Annotated in this window: 17 protein-coding genes and 1 pseudogene; 9 read left to right on the top strand and 9 right to left on the bottom strand. The window is 69.3% G+C overall.

What is annotated here, in order from left to right:
* Positions 1-48: 48 nt before the first annotated feature.
* The 5 genes and pseudogenes from ACFYT4_RS31595 to ACFYT4_RS31575 form a co-directional block, all read right to left on the bottom strand.
* Entirely contained in the window at positions 49-552 is a 504-nt protein-coding gene (locus ACFYT4_RS31595) for a VOC family protein (RefSeq protein ID WP_389276889.1), read from the bottom strand.
* A 59-nt stretch (positions 553-611) separates the two neighbouring features.
* A pseudogene (locus ACFYT4_RS31590) lies at positions 612-701 on the bottom strand (glyoxalase); the annotation flags it as partial.
* A 165-nt stretch (positions 702-866) separates the two neighbouring features.
* Positions 867-2,336 carry an aldehyde dehydrogenase gene (locus ACFYT4_RS31585; protein WP_389276745.1) on the bottom strand — a complete coding sequence of 490 codons (1,470 nt, stop codon included), beginning with the start codon at positions 2,334-2,336 and terminating at the stop codon, positions 867-869.
* Positions 2,337-2,379: 43 nt separating this feature from the next.
* Positions 2,380-3,477, bottom strand: a complete 1,098-nt coding sequence (locus ACFYT4_RS31580) for an NAD(P)-dependent alcohol dehydrogenase (protein WP_389276742.1) — start codon at positions 3,475-3,477, stop codon at positions 2,380-2,382.
* Positions 3,478-3,733: 256 nt separating this feature from the next.
* Positions 3,734-4,693, bottom strand: a complete 960-nt coding sequence (locus ACFYT4_RS31575) for an alpha/beta fold hydrolase (RefSeq protein ID WP_389276740.1) — start codon at positions 4,691-4,693, stop codon at positions 3,734-3,736.
* Positions 4,694-5,034: 341 nt separating this feature from the next.
* Between ACFYT4_RS31575 and ACFYT4_RS31570 the strand changes: the two genes are divergently transcribed.
* The gene (locus tag ACFYT4_RS31570; protein WP_389276737.1) at positions 5,035-5,607 is read left to right on the top strand and encodes a TetR family transcriptional regulator C-terminal domain-containing protein; all 573 of its coding nucleotides are present in this window, start codon (positions 5,035-5,037) and stop codon (positions 5,605-5,607) included.
* On the opposite strand, the gene ACFYT4_RS31565 is transcribed toward ACFYT4_RS31570, so the two are convergent.
* Positions 5,576-5,785 (bottom strand): SpoIIE family protein phosphatase, encoded by a 210-nt coding sequence (locus ACFYT4_RS31565; RefSeq protein WP_389276734.1) that lies wholly within the window; start codon positions 5,783-5,785, stop codon positions 5,576-5,578. The genes ACFYT4_RS31570 and ACFYT4_RS31565 overlap by 32 nt on opposite strands.
* A 1,139-nt stretch (positions 5,786-6,924) precedes the next feature.
* On the opposite strand from ACFYT4_RS31565, the gene ACFYT4_RS31560 reads away from it, so the two are divergent.
* The 6 genes from ACFYT4_RS31560 (at position 6,925) to ACFYT4_RS31535 (ending at position 11,297) form a co-directional block, all read left to right on the top strand.
* Entirely contained in the window at positions 6,925-7,770 is an 846-nt protein-coding gene (locus ACFYT4_RS31560; protein WP_389276731.1) for an alpha/beta fold hydrolase, read from the top strand.
* The gene (locus tag ACFYT4_RS31555; protein ID WP_389276881.1) at positions 7,748-8,458 is read left to right on the top strand and encodes a recombinase family protein; all 711 of its coding nucleotides are present in this window, start codon (positions 7,748-7,750) and stop codon (positions 8,456-8,458) included. Before ACFYT4_RS31560 ends, ACFYT4_RS31555 begins: the two co-directional genes overlap by 23 nt.
* Positions 8,459-8,763: 305 nt before the next feature.
* Entirely contained in the window at positions 8,764-9,699 is a 936-nt protein-coding gene (locus ACFYT4_RS31550) for a phosphotransferase family protein (RefSeq protein ID WP_389276728.1), read from the top strand.
* A 98-nt stretch (positions 9,700-9,797) separates the two neighbouring features.
* Positions 9,798-9,956, top strand: a complete 159-nt coding sequence (locus ACFYT4_RS31545; protein ID WP_389276725.1) for a hypothetical protein — start codon at positions 9,798-9,800, stop codon at positions 9,954-9,956.
* Positions 9,957-10,096: 140 nt separating this feature from the next.
* On the top strand, positions 10,097-10,435 hold the full coding sequence (locus tag ACFYT4_RS31540; RefSeq protein WP_389276722.1) for a hypothetical protein: 339 nt from the start codon (positions 10,097-10,099) through the stop codon (positions 10,433-10,435).
* A 433-nt stretch (positions 10,436-10,868) separates the two neighbouring features.
* Positions 10,869-11,297 (top strand): hypothetical protein, encoded by a 429-nt coding sequence (locus tag ACFYT4_RS31535; RefSeq protein WP_389276719.1) that lies wholly within the window; start codon positions 10,869-10,871, stop codon positions 11,295-11,297.
* Between the two features lie 61 nt (positions 11,298-11,358).
* On the opposite strand, the gene ACFYT4_RS31530 is transcribed toward ACFYT4_RS31535, so the two are convergent.
* Positions 11,359-12,861: an MFS transporter gene (locus ACFYT4_RS31530; protein ID WP_389276716.1), complete on the bottom strand. Its 1,503-nt coding sequence runs from the start codon at positions 12,859-12,861 to the stop codon at positions 11,359-11,361.
* 125 nt (positions 12,862-12,986) lie between these two features.
* The gene (locus tag ACFYT4_RS31525) at positions 12,987-13,379 is read right to left on the bottom strand and encodes a PPOX class F420-dependent oxidoreductase (protein WP_389276713.1); all 393 of its coding nucleotides are present in this window, start codon (positions 13,377-13,379) and stop codon (positions 12,987-12,989) included.
* A gap of 82 nt (positions 13,380-13,461) precedes the next feature.
* On the opposite strand from ACFYT4_RS31525, the gene ACFYT4_RS31520 reads away from it, so the two are divergent.
* On the top strand, positions 13,462-13,986 hold the full coding sequence (locus ACFYT4_RS31520) for a hypothetical protein (protein WP_389276710.1): 525 nt from the start codon (positions 13,462-13,464) through the stop codon (positions 13,984-13,986).
* A gap of 67 nt (positions 13,987-14,053) precedes the next feature.
* The gene (locus tag ACFYT4_RS31515; RefSeq protein WP_389276707.1) at positions 14,054-14,620 is read left to right on the top strand and encodes a TetR family transcriptional regulator; all 567 of its coding nucleotides are present in this window, start codon (positions 14,054-14,056) and stop codon (positions 14,618-14,620) included.
* A 612-nt stretch (positions 14,621-15,232) separates the two neighbouring features.
* On the opposite strand, the gene ACFYT4_RS31510 is transcribed toward ACFYT4_RS31515, so the two are convergent.
* Positions 15,233-15,558, bottom strand: a 326-nt coding sequence (locus ACFYT4_RS31510; RefSeq protein ID WP_389276704.1) for a peptidase inhibitor family I36 protein, incomplete at its 5' end; no start/stop codon positions are given.

Genomic DNA, 15,558 nt, shown 5'->3' with positions numbered 1-15,558 from the left:
ACTGGCGGCCCGAGACCGCCGCCGTGACGCAAACGTCGCTGATCAGCGTCATCGGGGCAGTTCGCTGCCGTGCTGCTCGGCGACCATGTAGGCCGCGTACCAGACCGGCCACTCGTTGTCGTACTCGCCGCCGTTGCGGGCCTCGTGCTCGCTGTGGGCGACCGCGACGCGCTTGAGTGCCTCGAGCAGGTCGTTGACGGACGCGTACGACGTCGCTGTGGAATCGATGCGGCCGGGAAGTCGGGTCGTGACTTCCTGGAGCAGGTAGCTGTTGCCGTCCGGGTCGCTGAACCGGGCGAAGGAGCCGTAGCTTGCCCGCTCCCGGTCCGCACCATCCGCACGTCCCTCGCTGCCCGTCGGCTGGAACTGCGATCCCGGGGCCTCGGGGTGGAACGTCTCGCTGATCTCGACACCTTTGGCGGCGAGTTCGTCGCGGGCCGCGTCGATGTCGGAGACGACCAGATACATGCTCTCGGCCGAGCCCGGCGCCGCGCTGGTGATGTCGGTGCCGAACTGGATCGACGCGGGTGAGCCCGGGGGCGTGAACTGCACGACCCGGAAGCCGTTGCCGAAGGCGAATCGGCGTCGAGGCGCCAGCCCAGGTCCAAGTAGAACTTTCTGGATCGGTCCACGTCGGTGACCGGGATGACGACGACCTCTAGCTTCAGGTCGGTGCTCTTGTTCTGGGTTGTGGTGTTCATGGATTCCTCCTTGGTGGACGACCGGGGCGCTGTCAACCACCGAATGCCGTCCGAACGCCGTCTGAACACACGAGAGACGGACTCTGCTCCATGCCCGGCCCCGGGCCCGAACTGTGCGGTTCGGCGTCCTCGTCATGGATGTCGGGTACGTCCTCGTCGAGGTGGTCAGAGGTAGATGGTGTGGAGGTGTTGGTAGTGGGTGAGGCCTTCGGGTCCCAGCTCACGTCCTATGCCGCTGGCCTTCACCCCGCCGTAGGGCGCGCCGAAGTCCGGCAGGTAGTGGTTGATGCCGACGGTGCCGGTCTGTACCTGCTTGGCGACACGCTCCGCGCGTTCGGGGTCGGTTGACCAGACGGTTCCGCCGAGGCCGAACTGGGAGTCGTTGGCGATCCGGATCGCCTCGTCGTCGCCTTCGTAGGCGATGATCGACAGGACCGGGCCGAAGATCTCCTCCTGGGCGATGACCGAGGCGTTGTCGACGTCGGCGAAGATGGTGGGCTCGACGAACCAGCCGTGGTCGATGTCGGGTCGCCGGCCGCCTGTCACGAGTGTCGCGCCGTCGGCGATGCCGCGTTCGATGTAGGACTCGACGGTGGCGCGGTGTGCAGCGCTGACCATCGGGCCGATCTGGGTGGCCGGGTCGAGTGCGTCGCCCACGACGGAGCCTTCGGCGAGCGTCTTGTAGAAGTCGACGACTTCGGCGTAGCGGCGTCGGGGTGCCAGGATGCGGGTGCTGGCGAAGCAGGTCTGTCCGTTGTTGAGCAGTGAGGCGGTGAAGAGTGCCTCGGCGTTCGACGCGAGGTCCGCGTCGTCGAGGATGAGTGCGGCCGACTTCCCGCCCAGTTCCAAAGTCACGGGACGCAGAAGCTGCCCCGCACGCCCCGCGATCTCCCGGCCCACGGCGGTGGAGCCGGTGAAGGAGATCTTGTCGACGCCGGGATGGCCGACCAGGTACGCCCCCAGGCTGTCGCCACCGGTGAGGATGTTGATCACGCCGGGCGGGACGCCTGCCGCATCCACTGCTTCCGCGAGCAGGGCGAAGTCCAGCTGGGTTTCCGAGGCCGGCTTGACCACCACGGTGTTGCCGGCGGCCAGTGCCGGAGCCAGTTTGAAGAAGGTCAGGGTCTGCGGGAAGTTCCAGGGCACGATCGCGGCGACCACGCCCAGCGGAGTGCGGTGGACCAGGGAGGTTCCGCCCAGGACGCCGGGACGGCGTTCCTCGGTGGGTATCTGCTCCAGCAGTGTCGCGTAGTACCGCAGCACCCCCGCCGGCACTGCGGCCTCGAAGTCGATGGAGACCGAGTACGGCATGCCGTTCTGGCTGCTGACCCGCCGGGCCATCTCTTCCTTGCGGGCGTCCAGTTGGTCGGCCAGCCGCTGCAGGGCGCGGGCGCGCTCCGCCGGCTGCCAGTTGGCCCAGCCGGTGGGATCAGCGAACGCACGGCGTGCGGCGGCGACGGCCGTATCGGCATCCTCGAAGGTGCTGACCGGGACGCGTCCGATGGCCCGCCCCGTGCTGGCGGACGTCACGGAGATCGCCTGCGAGGAGGCGGGCCTGCGCCACTCTCCGTCGATGTACAAGGAGTCGTAGGTCAGGGCGTCGTTGGTGGCGTCCGGCTGCGCTGTGTCGGTCATGCTCCGGCCCTCCTCAACGTTGGGCATGGTTTTCTGGGCGGGTTCAGAAGACGACGACGGGCTTGATGGTGGTGCCGTTCTCGCTGTCCTCGAAGGCCGTGTTGATGTCCGTGAAGGGGTACGCCTTGATGAACTTGTCGAACGGGAACCGGCCGTCCTGGTAAAGGGAGATGAGGCGCGGGATGAACGTGTGCGGGACCACGTCTCCCTCGATGACCATGCTGATCTTGGCGCCCGTGAGGATGGTGCTGCCGATGTCGATCGCCGCTTCGGTGCCCGGCGCGGCCAGACCCACCAGAGCAGCGTGGCCACGGGAACCGAGCGAGTCCAGCATGGACCGGAAGATCTCCCGGTTTCCGGTCGTGTCGACGGCGTAGTCAACGCCACGGCCGGTTGTTTCCTTGATGCGTGCCGCGGCGTTCTCCATGCGGCTGTTGATGACGTGGGTGGCACCGAGCTCCCCCGCCAGGTCCAGTCGGCTGTCGACGATGTCCACGGCGATGATGGTCGAGCAGTTCGCCACCCGGGCCGCAAGGAGGGCGGACATCCCCACCGCGCCGGCTCCGAAGACGACGAGGCTGCTGCCGGCTTCGGCGTCCAGAACGTTGAGGACGGCTCCTGCGCCGGTCTGCACACTGCATCCCAGCGGCGCGAGCAGCTTGAGCGGCACCGTCGGCGGAATCTTGACGACGCTGCGCTCGACGACGTTGCTGACCGAGGAGAAGGACGACTGGCCGAAGATGTGGGAACCGACCTGCTCTCCGTCGTCGGAGAACGCCGTGGTCCCATCCGCGCGGCGGCCGGAGAAGTTGAGTCCGAAGAACTGCGTGCAGTAGGCGGGATGCCCCATCGCGCACGAATCACAGGTTCCGCATGTGTAGAAGCTGAGCAGGACATGGTCGCCGGACTCCACCGTGGTGACGCCCGGTCCCACCTTCTCGACCACCCCGGCCCCCTCGTGGCCGAGCACTACGGGCATGGGGGTGGGGTAGACCTCGTTCCGGACCACGGCGTCGGTGTGGCAGATACCGCTGGCCACCATCCTCACCTGGACTTCTCCCGGTCCGGGTTCCTGGAGATCCAGTTCCTTGATCGCGAGAGGATTTCCCTTGCCGGTCGCAACCGCTGCGGTCACCTTCATGGACATGGTCCTTCGGAAATTCGAGTGAATGGGTACAGAGCCCCGGTGATTTTGCTGTGGTGCGGCGGGCGCGACGGCGGGGCGTGAGCGTCAGCACCCCCCCGCCGGCTGGCCGTCGAGGCGTCGTGGTGGCGCGGCGGGCCGCCTGCCGGGCCTTGCACGGCTCCGTCACAGGGTGCTTGACAGTCTGGTCCGGTGGGCCCGCCGGGACGGAAAGGGATACCCCCTGGTGTCGGGGGAGTGTCCCTGTCCCGGATTACACCTTGGTGTGTCCGCCGTTCCACCAGTCGGTGACAAGAGTGGCGTAGCCGGTGGCGTCTTCTTCCCAGGTGAAGTGGCCGACGTCGAGATAGTCGAGCCTGCTGTGCGGCAGGCGCTTGCGGAGGTACTCGGCGTTGGCCGGGGGGACGGCGGTGTCGTGGCGGCCGGCGATGATCTGCACCGGTGTCTTGATGCCGGGCAAAAGTTCACCGAGGGCGGGCAGGTTGGTGTGGTAGGACCGGGCGTAGGCCATGGACTCGACGAACTTGTCGCCTTCGTAGGCCGACACGTAGTCCTCCCGGATGTCGGCGGGCAGGGTGTGGTTCTCGATGGTGTCCAGTGCACCGTTGACGATCTGGCGTCCGATGCCCCGGTAGGGGGTGACGTCGGGGGTGAACACCCAGTCGCGGAGCACGGTGCCGAGCTCGATGGGGTACGAGGCGCCGCCGCTGCCGATGACGATGCTGCGCAGTCGGCCGGGGTGGTTGGCGGCGGCGAACAGCAGGGCTCCGGTGCCGATGTCGGGTCCAACGGCATGCGGGTTCTTCAGACCGAACGCGTCGGCGGTCTTGATGACGAAGTCGCCCATCGCCTTGGGCGTCAGCAGGGTTTCCCGGCGTTCGGAGTGGCCGAAGCCGGGGAGGTCGATCGCGATCAGGCGGGTGTTCCTGGCCAGGCGGGACCACATCTGGTCGAAGGCGAACAGGCTTTCCGGCCAGGGGGACAGCAGCAGTGCCGCCCTGCCGCCCTTGCCCGCCGGGCCGCTGTCCGCGTAGCGGACGGACAGTCCGTCGATCGTCCGGTAGCGAGGCTGAATGGCCTTGGGCGAGCCGCCCCCGGCCCCCGCTGCCCGTTCCGCCGCCGAAGCGGTCCCGGTCAGCCCGACTCCCCCTGCCGCACCGGCCAGGGCCCCACCCAGCATGGTGCGCCGGAGCACACCGTTTCCGTTCTGCATAGCTCCTCCTTCGAAAAACCGAACAAATTCAATATGACCGCCCATCTTAAATCTGTCAACGGCCTGCCCCCGGCGAACGGGCCCCTCGCCTCCCGGGGCCGACGCCGCCGACTCGATCGGTGGATCCGCCGGCAGCGATAGAGAGCCCCTCCTCCTCCCCGCGACCGCACGGGACCCCTGCTCCAGCCGGTCTGCGAGCCCTTGCCGTCGGCGGCATGCCGCCGAACCGGCCCGGGTGCTCGACCTGGCCCCGCCCAGGGGCGCGGCGCGAGGCCTCCTAGAATGAGGAAGGCCCTGGAGGGTACAGTAAGACGGTTGGCCGTATTACTTGAGGAGCTAGAATGGCCAGGCCCAGTCTGCGCGAAGACATCATCAAAGCGGCGGTTGAGCAGTTCCACACGTTCGGTTTCACCGCCGCCGGGGTGAAGGACATCACCGCCGCCGCCGGTGCCCCCAAAGGGTCCTTCTACAACCACTTCGAGAGCAAGGAAGCCCTGGCCGTCATCGCTCTGGAGCGGTACGGGGCCACCCGCGGGCTGGCGGACCTCGGCGACACGAGCGTGCCGCCGCTGGCCCGGCTGCGCCGGCACTTCGAAGCGATGCGCGACGAGAATCTCGGCTACGGGTTCAGCCGGGGCTGTCTCATCGGCGATCTGGCCACCGAGATCGCCGACCACAGCGAGGTCGTCCGCACGGCCGTCCGGGACAGCCTGCAGTACTGGTGCGACGCCTTGAGCGGGACGATCGCCGAGGCCCAGCAGGCTGGCGAAGTCAGCAAGGCCCTGGAGCCCGACACCATCGCGCGGTTCGTCCTCAGCGCCTGGGAAGGAGCGCTCATCTCGGCGCGCTCCGACAAGTCGGCGAAATCCTTCGAGGCCTTCTTCACCGTCGTCTTCGGCGTCGTCCTGCGCTGAGCCACGGGCCCATCGTCGGCCGCGTTGCCGGAGCGGCCCGGCCGCTGGAGTACAGCATCAGGACGGACCCGGGCTCCAGGGTGTGCTCACGCCACTGGTAGGCGCGCTGCGTCGTGACGCCGAGGGGCAGGTTGGCGGTTGCCTCCAGGGAGCTGATGCTTCCGTCGGGCCGTAGCATCCAGCGGCTCAGGGTGGCCGGCCAGCGCCACATCGGCCGTGCAGCGGGCGACGATGCGGCAGGCGGCGAACAGTTCCGTATCGAGCTGGGGGAGCGGTCCCCCGATCCGGTCGAGCACGGCCACGGCGTGGTGCCCTGCAGGTACGCCTCGGCTTGCGGCTTGCCGTCGGGCCCGTCGCTGCCGCCCGCCGTCGAACGGCCGTCGGAGAGCAACAGCGGGCGCCCCCGGACCGCCTGTGCCGCCGGGGTGCGGGCGTCCAGGCCGGCCCCATGAAGGTTTCCGGACGATGCCGAGGAGGCACCGCCGTGTCCCAGGATCCACAGGCAGCCCTCGCCGGCCGAGGCCAGGCCAGGCCTGAGCACGGACCAGGGTCACGACGCAGTACCGCGCAGCCACGATGACGTGGTCCATGGTCGTGGCCTGGTTCGGCATCCCGCCCAGACGCCGCCGCGCATACATCATCCTGATGCCCGGCGTGCTCCGGGCGCGCCGGGCCCCCCAGCCCGGCGTGCAAACGTCCACACCGTGCTCCGGCCAGACCACCGGCGCGGGCCCGGCCATGATCGCGATGCCGCGTTAGGCGAGCTCGGTGAGGGGCGCGGCCGGCTTGTCCCCCCACCTCCTGCAAGCCCAGCCGGAGAGCTCCGCCCCCGAGGCGATTCGCCGCGGATCCGGGCCACGGATCTCGCGGCGGTTCTGTGTGTGCCGGCCGCGAGGCAGTGCGGTTGCGGGAGCGGTCTGCCTGCTGAACGAGGAGCGCCGCCCGGCTCCACGTTGCGTTGATCGGCTGTGGCTCGCCCTCCTGCTTCGCGCTACCCGGCCATAGCGACCTGGACGCGCCCTACGCCGTCGCGCGGGCGTTGGCCACGGGCAAGGCGGCCGTCCTTTCCGAGCAGCTGTCTGAAGCGGGTCTGCAGTTATTGTGCTGCCCGACCCATACACCGTTCTCGCGGTGGTTGCAGTGGGCCAGCCACCGCGTTTGTCTCGATGACGTGTTGATCTTTCAGGGGAGTCTCCCTTGCTTGTTTAATATGACCGGTCATCTTATGATGATGTCGCCCTGGGCGGGCCTGACACGCAATCGCCGGCCCAGGGCGATACCAGCGCCCCAACCCGCGATATTTCGAGGAGCACACCCATGAACATCAAGACCGTCTTCCGACCCACCCACAAGAACACCGCTGTACTGGCCGCCGCCGCAGGCGTCGCAGCGATCGCACTCACGGCTGCCGCCCCGGCCAACGCGGCCAAGGGCGCGCATCAGCCGGTGAAGAAACCCACAGTCGTACTGGTGCACGGCGCCTTCGTGGACGCATCCAGCTGGAACCCTGTGATCAAGCGCCTGCAGCACGACGGCTATCCGGTCGTGGCGGCGGCCAACCCGCTGCGTGGCCTGGCGAACGACTCGGCCTACCTCCGCAGCCTCCTGGACAGCATCAAGGGGCCGATCGTGCTGGCAGGCCACTCCTACGGCGGCTCGGTGATCAGTCAGGCCGCCGCGGGAGACCCGGACGTCAAGGCACTGGTCTACATAGCCGCCTTCGCGCCGGACAAGGGTGAGAGCGCGACGGAGTTGAACGAGAAGTTCCCTGGCGCCGAACTGGGCTCGGCTCTCAACGCCGTGCCCTTCCCGCTGCCCGGCGGCGACACCGGCACCGACCTGTACGTGAAGGCCGACAAGTTCCACCACGTGTTCGCCAGCGATGTACCCACGTCACTCACCGACCTGGCGGCCGCTGGCCAGCGCCCGGTCGCCGCCTCGGTCTTCGGTGACGAGTCCACAGAGGCCGCCTGGAAGACCATTCCGTCCTGGACCCTGATCACCACCCAGGACAAGGCCATTGTGCCCGCCGAGCAGCGCTTCATGGCCCAGCGCGCCCACGCCCACACCGTCGAGGTCAAGTCCTCCCACGCTGTCACGCTCTCCCACCCGGGCGCCGTCAGCCGCCTGATCGAGCGGGCTGCGGCCACCACCGTCCGCTGACACCCACCACGAGCGATCGCCGCTGCCGCCGCCCGAACTCCAGCTGATCGGCGGCGGCGATCAGCTCCACCCATGCTCCACGAAGCGCCCAGTCACCGGCCCGGCCCGACGACCCGGACGCGGCCGTCGTCCGGGCGGAAGCCGCGGTCAGACACGCCTGGGAACTGCGGGGAGCCCAACAGGCTGCGGACACGTCCCAGGTGCAGTTCGACGGCTTCCACGAGGGGCTGTTCGCCGCGCACGCAAGGATCGACCGGGCTTACGACCTCAACCGGGACGACCCCACATCGAACTCGCCATGCTCGCCGAGGAACTGAAGGCGAGTGACGTCGGCCTGGAGTTCCTTACCGGCGAGCTGAAGGGCTCACACGACCCCTCCGGGATCGTGTTCACCGTGCTCGCCGCGATGTCCGGGATGGAGCGCGAGTACATCCGCGACCGCACCCTCGAAGGCCACGAGTCCGCCCGAAAGCGCGGCAAGACCATCGGCGGCGCCGGGGGCACCGACGAGTCCATGCTGTCCATGGCCCTGCACCTGCGCGAGCAGGAGATGAGCCTGCGCGACATCGCGAAGCGGCTCGTCATCACCACCGGACCGAAGAAGGGGCAGCACCCTTCCCCCGCGACCGTGATGAGGATGCTGCGCGAGCACGACGAACACGCCGCAGCGATCTCGGCACCGCAGTAGGTCCGTCAGTCGTTCAAGATTATCCTGTTGCCCCTTTGACCCGTATCCCGGTCAGACCCCCACCTGCCACTAATCGACAGCGCGTGACCCAGCAGCCCCACTACAGTGGAGGGGAACCCATGCCGGGTTCCCCCACCTTCTGCACCCAGAGGACACAGGCAATGCGCGTGATGCGGCGACGAGCACCCGGCGTCGAGCTGGAGCACTGAGACAGCGGATCCCCGCTCCTCAGCCCCGACTCGCGGTCCGGCTCGGCGCGCACCCTGTCACCCATCACCGTTCCCGGACCTCTGAAAGCTGCCCCGATGCCTGTACCGCCCACCAGCAGCCGTCTGCAATGGACCGACCTCCCCACATCGCTGCGCGCCCGCCTCGAAGACGCCCTCGGTGCACCCGTCACCGACACGGTCACCCCCAGCGGCGGCTTCGGCCACCAGCTCGCCGCCGCACTCACCCTGGAAGGCGGCCGACGGGTCTTCGTCAAGGCGGCCCCCGACGACGACCCGCTCACCACCGCCAACGTCCACGAGGCCGCCGTCCTGGACGCGCTGCCGCCCGGCGCCCCGGCCCCGGACCTGCTGGGCAACCATCGCGCTGCCGACTGGACAGCCGTCGTCATCGCCCACCTGGACGGGCCGCACCCCGACCTCTCCCCGGCCTCTGGTGACGCCGGGCAGACCTGGGCCCTCCTGGACAAGCTCACCTCCAGCCCCGCCCCGGCCTTGTACGCTGCGGCGGTGAGCACCGCCCAGTCCACGGCGGCGGCCTTGCACGGCTGGGACGAACTTCTCTCCAACCCCCCGGTAAACCTCGCCCCCGCCGCCCGCGCCCACCTGCCGCAGTTCGCCGAACTGGAAGCCGCCTGGCCCGCCCTCGCCCACGGCAACCGCATCGTCCACGGCGACCTACGGGCCGACAACATGGTCCGCGACCACGAACGCGGCGTGACCTTCGTGGACTGGGCACACGCCACCACCGGCCCGACCTGTATCGACGCCGCCTCCCTCGCACCGCAACTCATCCTCGCCGGACACGCGCCCGCAGACATCGCCCGCCTGCTCAGCGACCACCCCGCCACCGCCAGCAGCCCCGACACCACCACCGCGTTCCTCGCCGCACTGACCGGCCACTGGCACCGCAACGCCCGCAAGCCTGGGCCCGCTGGCGCCCCCGGACTGCGCGCCTACCAGCACCGCGCAGCCGCCGCCGGCCTCGCACTCCTGGTCTACCGCCTGAAATGAGCTGGAGCTGCTCGGACTTGGTGAGGGTTTCCGGGCGCCAGAGGATCCATTCGGCGACTGTCCTGCGCGACATCATCATGAAGAACGGCTGGCCACCGTTGATCTGGACCAGAGCCGAGGGCCACCAATTCGGCTCGGAACGCTCCGGGCTGGAGGCATACGAATGGGTCGCGCTCACCGAAAAGTCGACCGAACTGGCCCAGGTGCAGGTCGGGGCCCCGGCGTCGTCGTCCCGCACCCCTGGGCGGAGATCCTGAAATTGCGCTTTCCGCCAGGGCCCACCGGCCCAGGGCACATGGCTCGGTAGCCTTCGCTCGGCTGTGCGCCGGGCTCCTGGGACGGGTGGTTTCGCGTGGTACCGACCGCTCGTTTGCGGCGCGGGCAGTACGGTGCCGGGGTGGCCGACACTTCCGGGTTCATCAAGCAGCAGGTCTCCTCACGGCTCCACCGGCCGGACGGGCGGGTGGAAACCACGCGGGATCCGGCGGTGTGGACGCTGGCGCACCGCGGCTACAGCGGCAGCGGGCGGCTGGACGTGTGGGTGTACGCCACCAAGCAGGAAGCCTTGAGCGAGGGCGCGAAACTCGCCATGGCCTGCGGCATGGACGAAGACGAGCAGGCCTGCCGGGACTTCGAGGCCGGCCGCTATCAGAAGGTCCTGGACCGCTACGAGGAAACCCACCCCGACACCCACCTGCTTCGGGTGCAGACTGCCTTCCTCCAGTACCCCGACTGAACGGACCGCTGGACCGCCGGCTCCTGGACGTGACCGGCTGGGTGGCCAGACGAGATCGCCACCGGTGCCGCCCAGCGGCCGCCGACGGCGAATGGGTCGAACCCATTGCCACGAAACCGCTGCGGTACGACCGTCGGCTCCTGGGCAACGGCCGGGTCGGCGATGGCCGCTGGCGCCCCGACACCGCGCTTTCGCTGGCAGACTGCCGCCGTACGGTGCGCCACAGCGGCGCCCTGGTAGAAGGAAGGGCGTGAGCCGGATGAACGGTGGGGGTCCTGGCGTGGTGGAGACCGTACTCATCGCATTGGTCACCGCCGTGGTGGCAGCGGTCCTGACGGGGTTCTTGGTGACGCCCCGTCTGGAAGCACGCAAGCGACGGATCGGGGAGGTCCACCAGTCTCGGGACCGGTTCCTGGCGTCGATGCTCCGAGTGATGACGGTCGGCAGTCGGCTACGGGAGGTTTCCGCGGCCACGTTTGAAGACCCGGGGTGGACACCGGTGATGCGCGAGCGGATGGAGGCGGAGCGGGCCCGGTGGGTGAAGCAGCTCGACGAGGCGACGGAGTGGATGGTCGACAACGTCGAGATCTACGGGCTGAGCTGGCCCACCGAGATCCTCCGCACCGTGATCGGCCAGTACGTCCTGCATGCCCGCGCCGTGATGTTGTCGGAGCGGCAGGACGACAGGAAGGCGGAACTCCTGGTCGAACTCACAAAGCCGGTGTGGGACGTCTTCGCCGCTCGCCTCTGGCAGGCCAACCCGCGCCGACTGCCCCGCGCGAAGCAGCGCCTGGAGGAGCTGCTCGCCGAGATCGGCGCCGAGGCAGACCGGCAGAACCCCGAGGTCGTGCCCGCCGCCTGAGCCAGGCCCAGGCCGTTCGGCGGAGCTCGCCGGGACGGCGCACTGCGGGCGGTAAAGGGGCTTACAGCTCTACGGCCTTCGGGGCATCCGGGTCGGGGGTCCGGGCTCCCGGCCGGTAGAGGATGAGCGTCAGGACGAATCCCACCGCGGTGAACCCGGCGGCCCACCAGTAGGCCGTGGAGTAGCTGTGCAGCCCGGCCTCCGCGAGGGCCGTGGGGGTGGTCCCGTGGTCGCTCAGGTAGGCGGCGGCAGCGCCGGCCGCGAGGGTGTTGAGCACGGCGATTCCGAGCGAACCGCCCACCTGCTGGGTGGTGTTGACGGCAGCGGACGCTACTCCCGCGTCGTCCTCGGCGACCCGGTAGGTGGCGAGGTCGATGGCCGGGGCGTAGATGAGCCCGAGGCCGAAGCCGAGGACCAGCAGCGGCGGCAGGATCCCGCCCGCGTAGCTGCTGTCGAGCTCCAGTGCGGTGAACCAGACCATGCCCGCGGTGAGCAGCAGCATGCCCAGCGGTACGACGACGCGCGGCCCGTAGCGCGGCATGAGCACCCCGGTCGCGATGCCGGACGCGGCCACCAGGGAGACCGGGATCGGCAGGAACGACAGGCCGGTCTCGATGGGTGTGTACTGCAGGGTCTGCTGCATGTAGTACGCGAGGAAGAGTGCGACCGCGTACATGCCGCCCGTGGTGATGAGCAGGGCGACAAGCGAGGCGCCGCGGTCCCGGTCGATGAGGATGCGCAGTGGCAGCAGCGGGCTCCCGGTCACCGCCTGCCGGCGTACGAAGCAGGCGAGCAGTACGACCCCGCCCACCAGGAAGCCCCAGGTGGCGGGCGAACTCCAGCCCTTGGACTCGGCGTTGGAGAAGCCGTACACCAGGGCGAAGAGGCCGAGCGTGACGAGGGCGGCGCCCGGCAGGTCGAGCTTGGGGCGTTCGGTCTGGCGCTGCTGCTGCAACAGCAGCGCGCCGCCGACGAGGGCGGCGGCGGCGAGGCCGACGTTGATGTAGAGGGTCCAGCGCCAGTCGAGGTACTCGGTGAGCACACCGCCCAGGAGGTTGCCCAGCGCGCCGCCGGCGCCCGCGATGGCCCCGAAGATCGCGAACGCCCGGGCCCGCTCCTTGGCGTCGGTGAACGTCGTGGTCAGCAGTGCGAGTGCGGCGGGCGCCAGTAGAGCGCTGAAGAGGCCCTGCAACGCCCGAGCGGCGACCAGGACTTCGAAGCTGGTGGCCGCGCCGCCGACGACGGACGCGACGGCGAAGCCGACGAGTCCGGCGAGGAAGGCTCCCTTGCGGCCGAACAGGTCGGCGATGCGCCCGCCGATCAGCAGCAGGCTGCCGAAGGTGAGCGCATAGGCGGTGACGATCCACTGGCGGTCGTTGTCGGAGAAGCCGATGTCCGCCTGCACGGAGGGAAGCGCGATGTTCACGATGGTGGCATCGAGCATGATCATTAGCTGTGCGAGGCCGATGACGGCCAGCACCCACCAGCGGCGCGGCGAGGACCCGGGGCCCGCAGACGCCTGATTGTCGGGAAGTCCGGTCGGCACGTCGAAAGCTGACGCCATGTTACAAACTCCAGAGGGGATGCGGGGCCGGTTCCACGGCCACACTGCAGAATAAGTAACCAGTTAGTCAACTGGGTCGAGGGCCAGACCACGACTGCCGGTCACCTGGCTGCCCGGCCGCCCGGTCACTCGTCCAGCCGGATGCGGATGCCCACCGCGCGCCCGGAGCCGCCGCTCAGCCTGCTGCCGAGCAGTCCGACTCGGGCGGCCAGTCCGTACTTGCGCTTCATCAGGTCGGCAAAGTGTGCGCTCGTCTCCGGCGCCAGCACTTCGGCGAAGCCGGGCGTCGAGGCACCGAGCGGCTTGCCCCGCCAGTCGCAGGGGCCGACCGTCACTCGGCCACCGTTACGGATCCGTTTCACCTTCCCGGCGTCCGCCGCGCTCCACACGGCCAGTGTCCGGCCGTCGAGCATCACCCAGACCGGGGTGGGGACCGCCCTGCCGTCCCGACGGAAGGTGGTGAGGAGCAGGTACTTGCCGGCCGCCAACTCGCCGAGGGCCGTGTCAGTATGAGCCATGACAATAGAGTAACTGGTTAGTCAATTAGCCTGTCGACGCTACGGCCCAGCGATGCGAACGATGCAGCTGAAGGGAATCCGCATGGTGAGATTCGTATGGACCCTGCTCGCCGGCTTTGCGGTCGGGACCCCGGCGGTCACCGTGGGCCTCTCCCTCTCCCTGCCCGGTCCGGTCGCGCTGTTCGCGGTGCTGCTTGGTGCTGCCTGCTGCGTGGTGTTCGCGGTGTTCGCCATGGAACGCGCGCGGTTGCGCTGGCAGTCCTGGCGGGCCCGCCGGAAGTCGTCCGAGATACGGGCTGGTTCGGCGGGCCCATCCGTCGGCAGTGCACCCTCGGACGGTGCGGCTGCCGTCGGGTCACCCGCGGGCGACCGGCTCTCCAGCACCGCGGGGCGGCGGGCGCGTCGCGTCTTCGAACGGTACGGCGTGGTGGGCTTCGGCATCGTCGCGCCCGCACTCTTCGGCACCTGGGGCTCGTCCCTGCTCGGCGCCGCGTTGGGCATCCCCCGCTGGCGGCTGATCCGCTGGCTGATGGCCGGGGTCACCCTGTGGTGCACGGTCCTGCTGGTCGCGTCGGACGCCGCCTTCGACGCCTTCGGGATCGGATGACCGGTCGGTGCACAGGCGTCTCCACGGGAGTGTGTCTAACTGGTTAGTCCCCGTTACGATGGCTCGCATGTCCCGATCCGACGCAACCAAGGCCCGCATCCTCCAGGCCGCCACCGACGAGTTCGCCGCGCATGGCATCGCCGGAGCCCGGGTGGACCGGATCGCCAGGGCGGCGGCGGCCAACAAGAATCTCATCTACGTCTACTTCTGCAGCAAGGACCAGCTCTTCGACACAGTCTTCGACGCCCATGTCACCCACGGCCTGAACACTGTTCCCTTCACTCCCGACGACCTCCCCGGGTACGCGGGACGGCTCTTCGACTACTGCCAGCAGCACCCCGAAGTCATCAGGCTCGCCACCTGGCACCGCATGGAGCGCGGCGACAGCCACGACCGGGACCCGGCAGTTGCGGCGCCGACGCGCGACGCCAAGCTGGAGGCGCTCGCCGCGGTGCAGAAGAAGGATGGCATCGGCGCCGGCTTCACGCCCACCGCGTTGCTCACCCTCGTTCTGAGCCTCGCCCTCGCATGGAACCCGAGCAACCCCACCGGCATACCCACCTCCACGACCGAGGCCGAGAGCACCGGCGACCGCCGCCGGTCGATCATCAAGGCCGTGCGCCGCCTCCTGTGAGCCAGGCCCTGTTTGCACCACCCTGCACCTCTGGGGTTCCGTGCCGTGCCTGCACCATCCTCGATACCCTCGCCGGAGTGTCCCCAGCCCGGGTCGGAACGACTGTGGGACAGAAACCCGAGCGGATCGAAGGGGCCGTCCGTGCAGGGTGCGGCGAGGCCGACCATCCGTCGCAACGGAGCAGCCCTCACCCTGAAGGGCCCTTGCATCGCGGATGGCACCGAGCCGGTCTGGGAGAAGGCGGCCTGGACGGCCGACGGCCACGGCGTCCCGCCCGCCGGGCCCTCCCGCCGGCGGACCGGTGAAGTGCTGCGGTGAGCGCAGCGTCTGTCTGACGGACCTCCGACGAGCGGCACTACGGTGGAGCAGCCGGGGCATGGACTGCCCGTCCGCCGCGGCGCCGCCCGATCCGAATGGAGACCGTGTACTGGGACGCCCCCCTACCGGACCGGTCCGGTCCCTGAGGAGCCGGCCGCCAAGCCCCGTAGTGCCGGAGGCTGGGATTCGGTGTGAACCCGCCCCCGCTGCCGGGGCAGCGCGTCTTCACGGGCATGGGCTGCGGCTGGCCCGGCGAAGGGCTGGGAAGGCGCGGCGGGGGTGGGAATCGGTGTTTCAGCCGCAGTCGTTGCTGTTGATTCGCAAGCTGCGGGTCTGGTCGTTGAGGTTGTAGGACTGGAGGTCGTGGATGGAGCCGCCGCTGCGGGTGACGCACACCCACCGCCCGGAGTGGTTGCGCTTCTCGTAGACGCGGGCTGTCTTGTTGCTGTTGTTCCTGATGGAGCTGCCGCGGTCGCGGATCTGGGAGGGCAGGTCCCTCACGCTCCCGTCGGACGCTCGCCTCACCCAGGGCTGGCCCTGGAAGTTGATGTCCGGGTAGATGCACACGTAGCCGTCCGGGCAGTCGATGGCCTGCGCGGGGGCCGTGGCGTGGGCGGGTG

This window comes from Streptomyces sp. NPDC004609 (assembly GCF_042873655.1).
Lineage (GTDB): Bacteria > Actinomycetota > Actinomycetes > Streptomycetales > Streptomycetaceae > Streptomyces.
This window is presented reverse-complemented; position numbering and strand designations above follow the sequence as displayed.

What these genes read in the sequence shown, in the direction of transcription:
- ACFYT4_RS31585 (WP_389276745.1), bottom strand. Translation starts at nt 2,336, where the DNA reads ATGACCGACACAGCGCAGCCGGACGCCACCAACGACGCCCTGACCTAC.
- ACFYT4_RS31580 (WP_389276742.1), bottom strand. Translation starts at nt 3,477, where the DNA reads ATGAAGGTGACCGCAGCGGTTGCGACCGGCAAGGGAAATCCTCTCGCG.
- ACFYT4_RS31575 (WP_389276740.1), bottom strand. Translation starts at nt 4,693, where the DNA reads ATGCAGAACGGAAACGGTGTGCTCCGGCGCACCATGCTGGGTGGGGCC.
- ACFYT4_RS31570 (WP_389276737.1), top strand. Translation starts at nt 5,035, where the DNA reads ATGGCCAGGCCCAGTCTGCGCGAAGACATCATCAAAGCGGCGGTTGAG.
- ACFYT4_RS31565 (WP_389276734.1), bottom strand. Translation starts at nt 5,785, where the DNA reads ATGCTACGGCCCGACGGAAGCATCAGCTCCCTGGAGGCAACCGCCAAC.
- ACFYT4_RS31560 (WP_389276731.1), top strand. Translation starts at nt 6,925, where the DNA reads ATGAACATCAAGACCGTCTTCCGACCCACCCACAAGAACACCGCTGTA.
- ACFYT4_RS31550 (WP_389276728.1), top strand. Translation starts at nt 8,764, where the DNA reads ATGCCTGTACCGCCCACCAGCAGCCGTCTGCAATGGACCGACCTCCCC.
- ACFYT4_RS31535 (WP_389276719.1), top strand. Translation starts at nt 10,869, where the DNA reads ATGACGGTCGGCAGTCGGCTACGGGAGGTTTCCGCGGCCACGTTTGAA.
- ACFYT4_RS31530 (WP_389276716.1), bottom strand. Translation starts at nt 12,861, where the DNA reads ATGGCGTCAGCTTTCGACGTGCCGACCGGACTTCCCGACAATCAGGCG.
- ACFYT4_RS31525 (WP_389276713.1), bottom strand. Translation starts at nt 13,379, where the DNA reads ATGGCTCATACTGACACGGCCCTCGGCGAGTTGGCGGCCGGCAAGTAC.
- ACFYT4_RS31520 (WP_389276710.1), top strand. Translation starts at nt 13,462, where the DNA reads ATGGTGAGATTCGTATGGACCCTGCTCGCCGGCTTTGCGGTCGGGACC.
- ACFYT4_RS31515 (WP_389276707.1), top strand. Translation starts at nt 14,054, where the DNA reads ATGTCCCGATCCGACGCAACCAAGGCCCGCATCCTCCAGGCCGCCACC.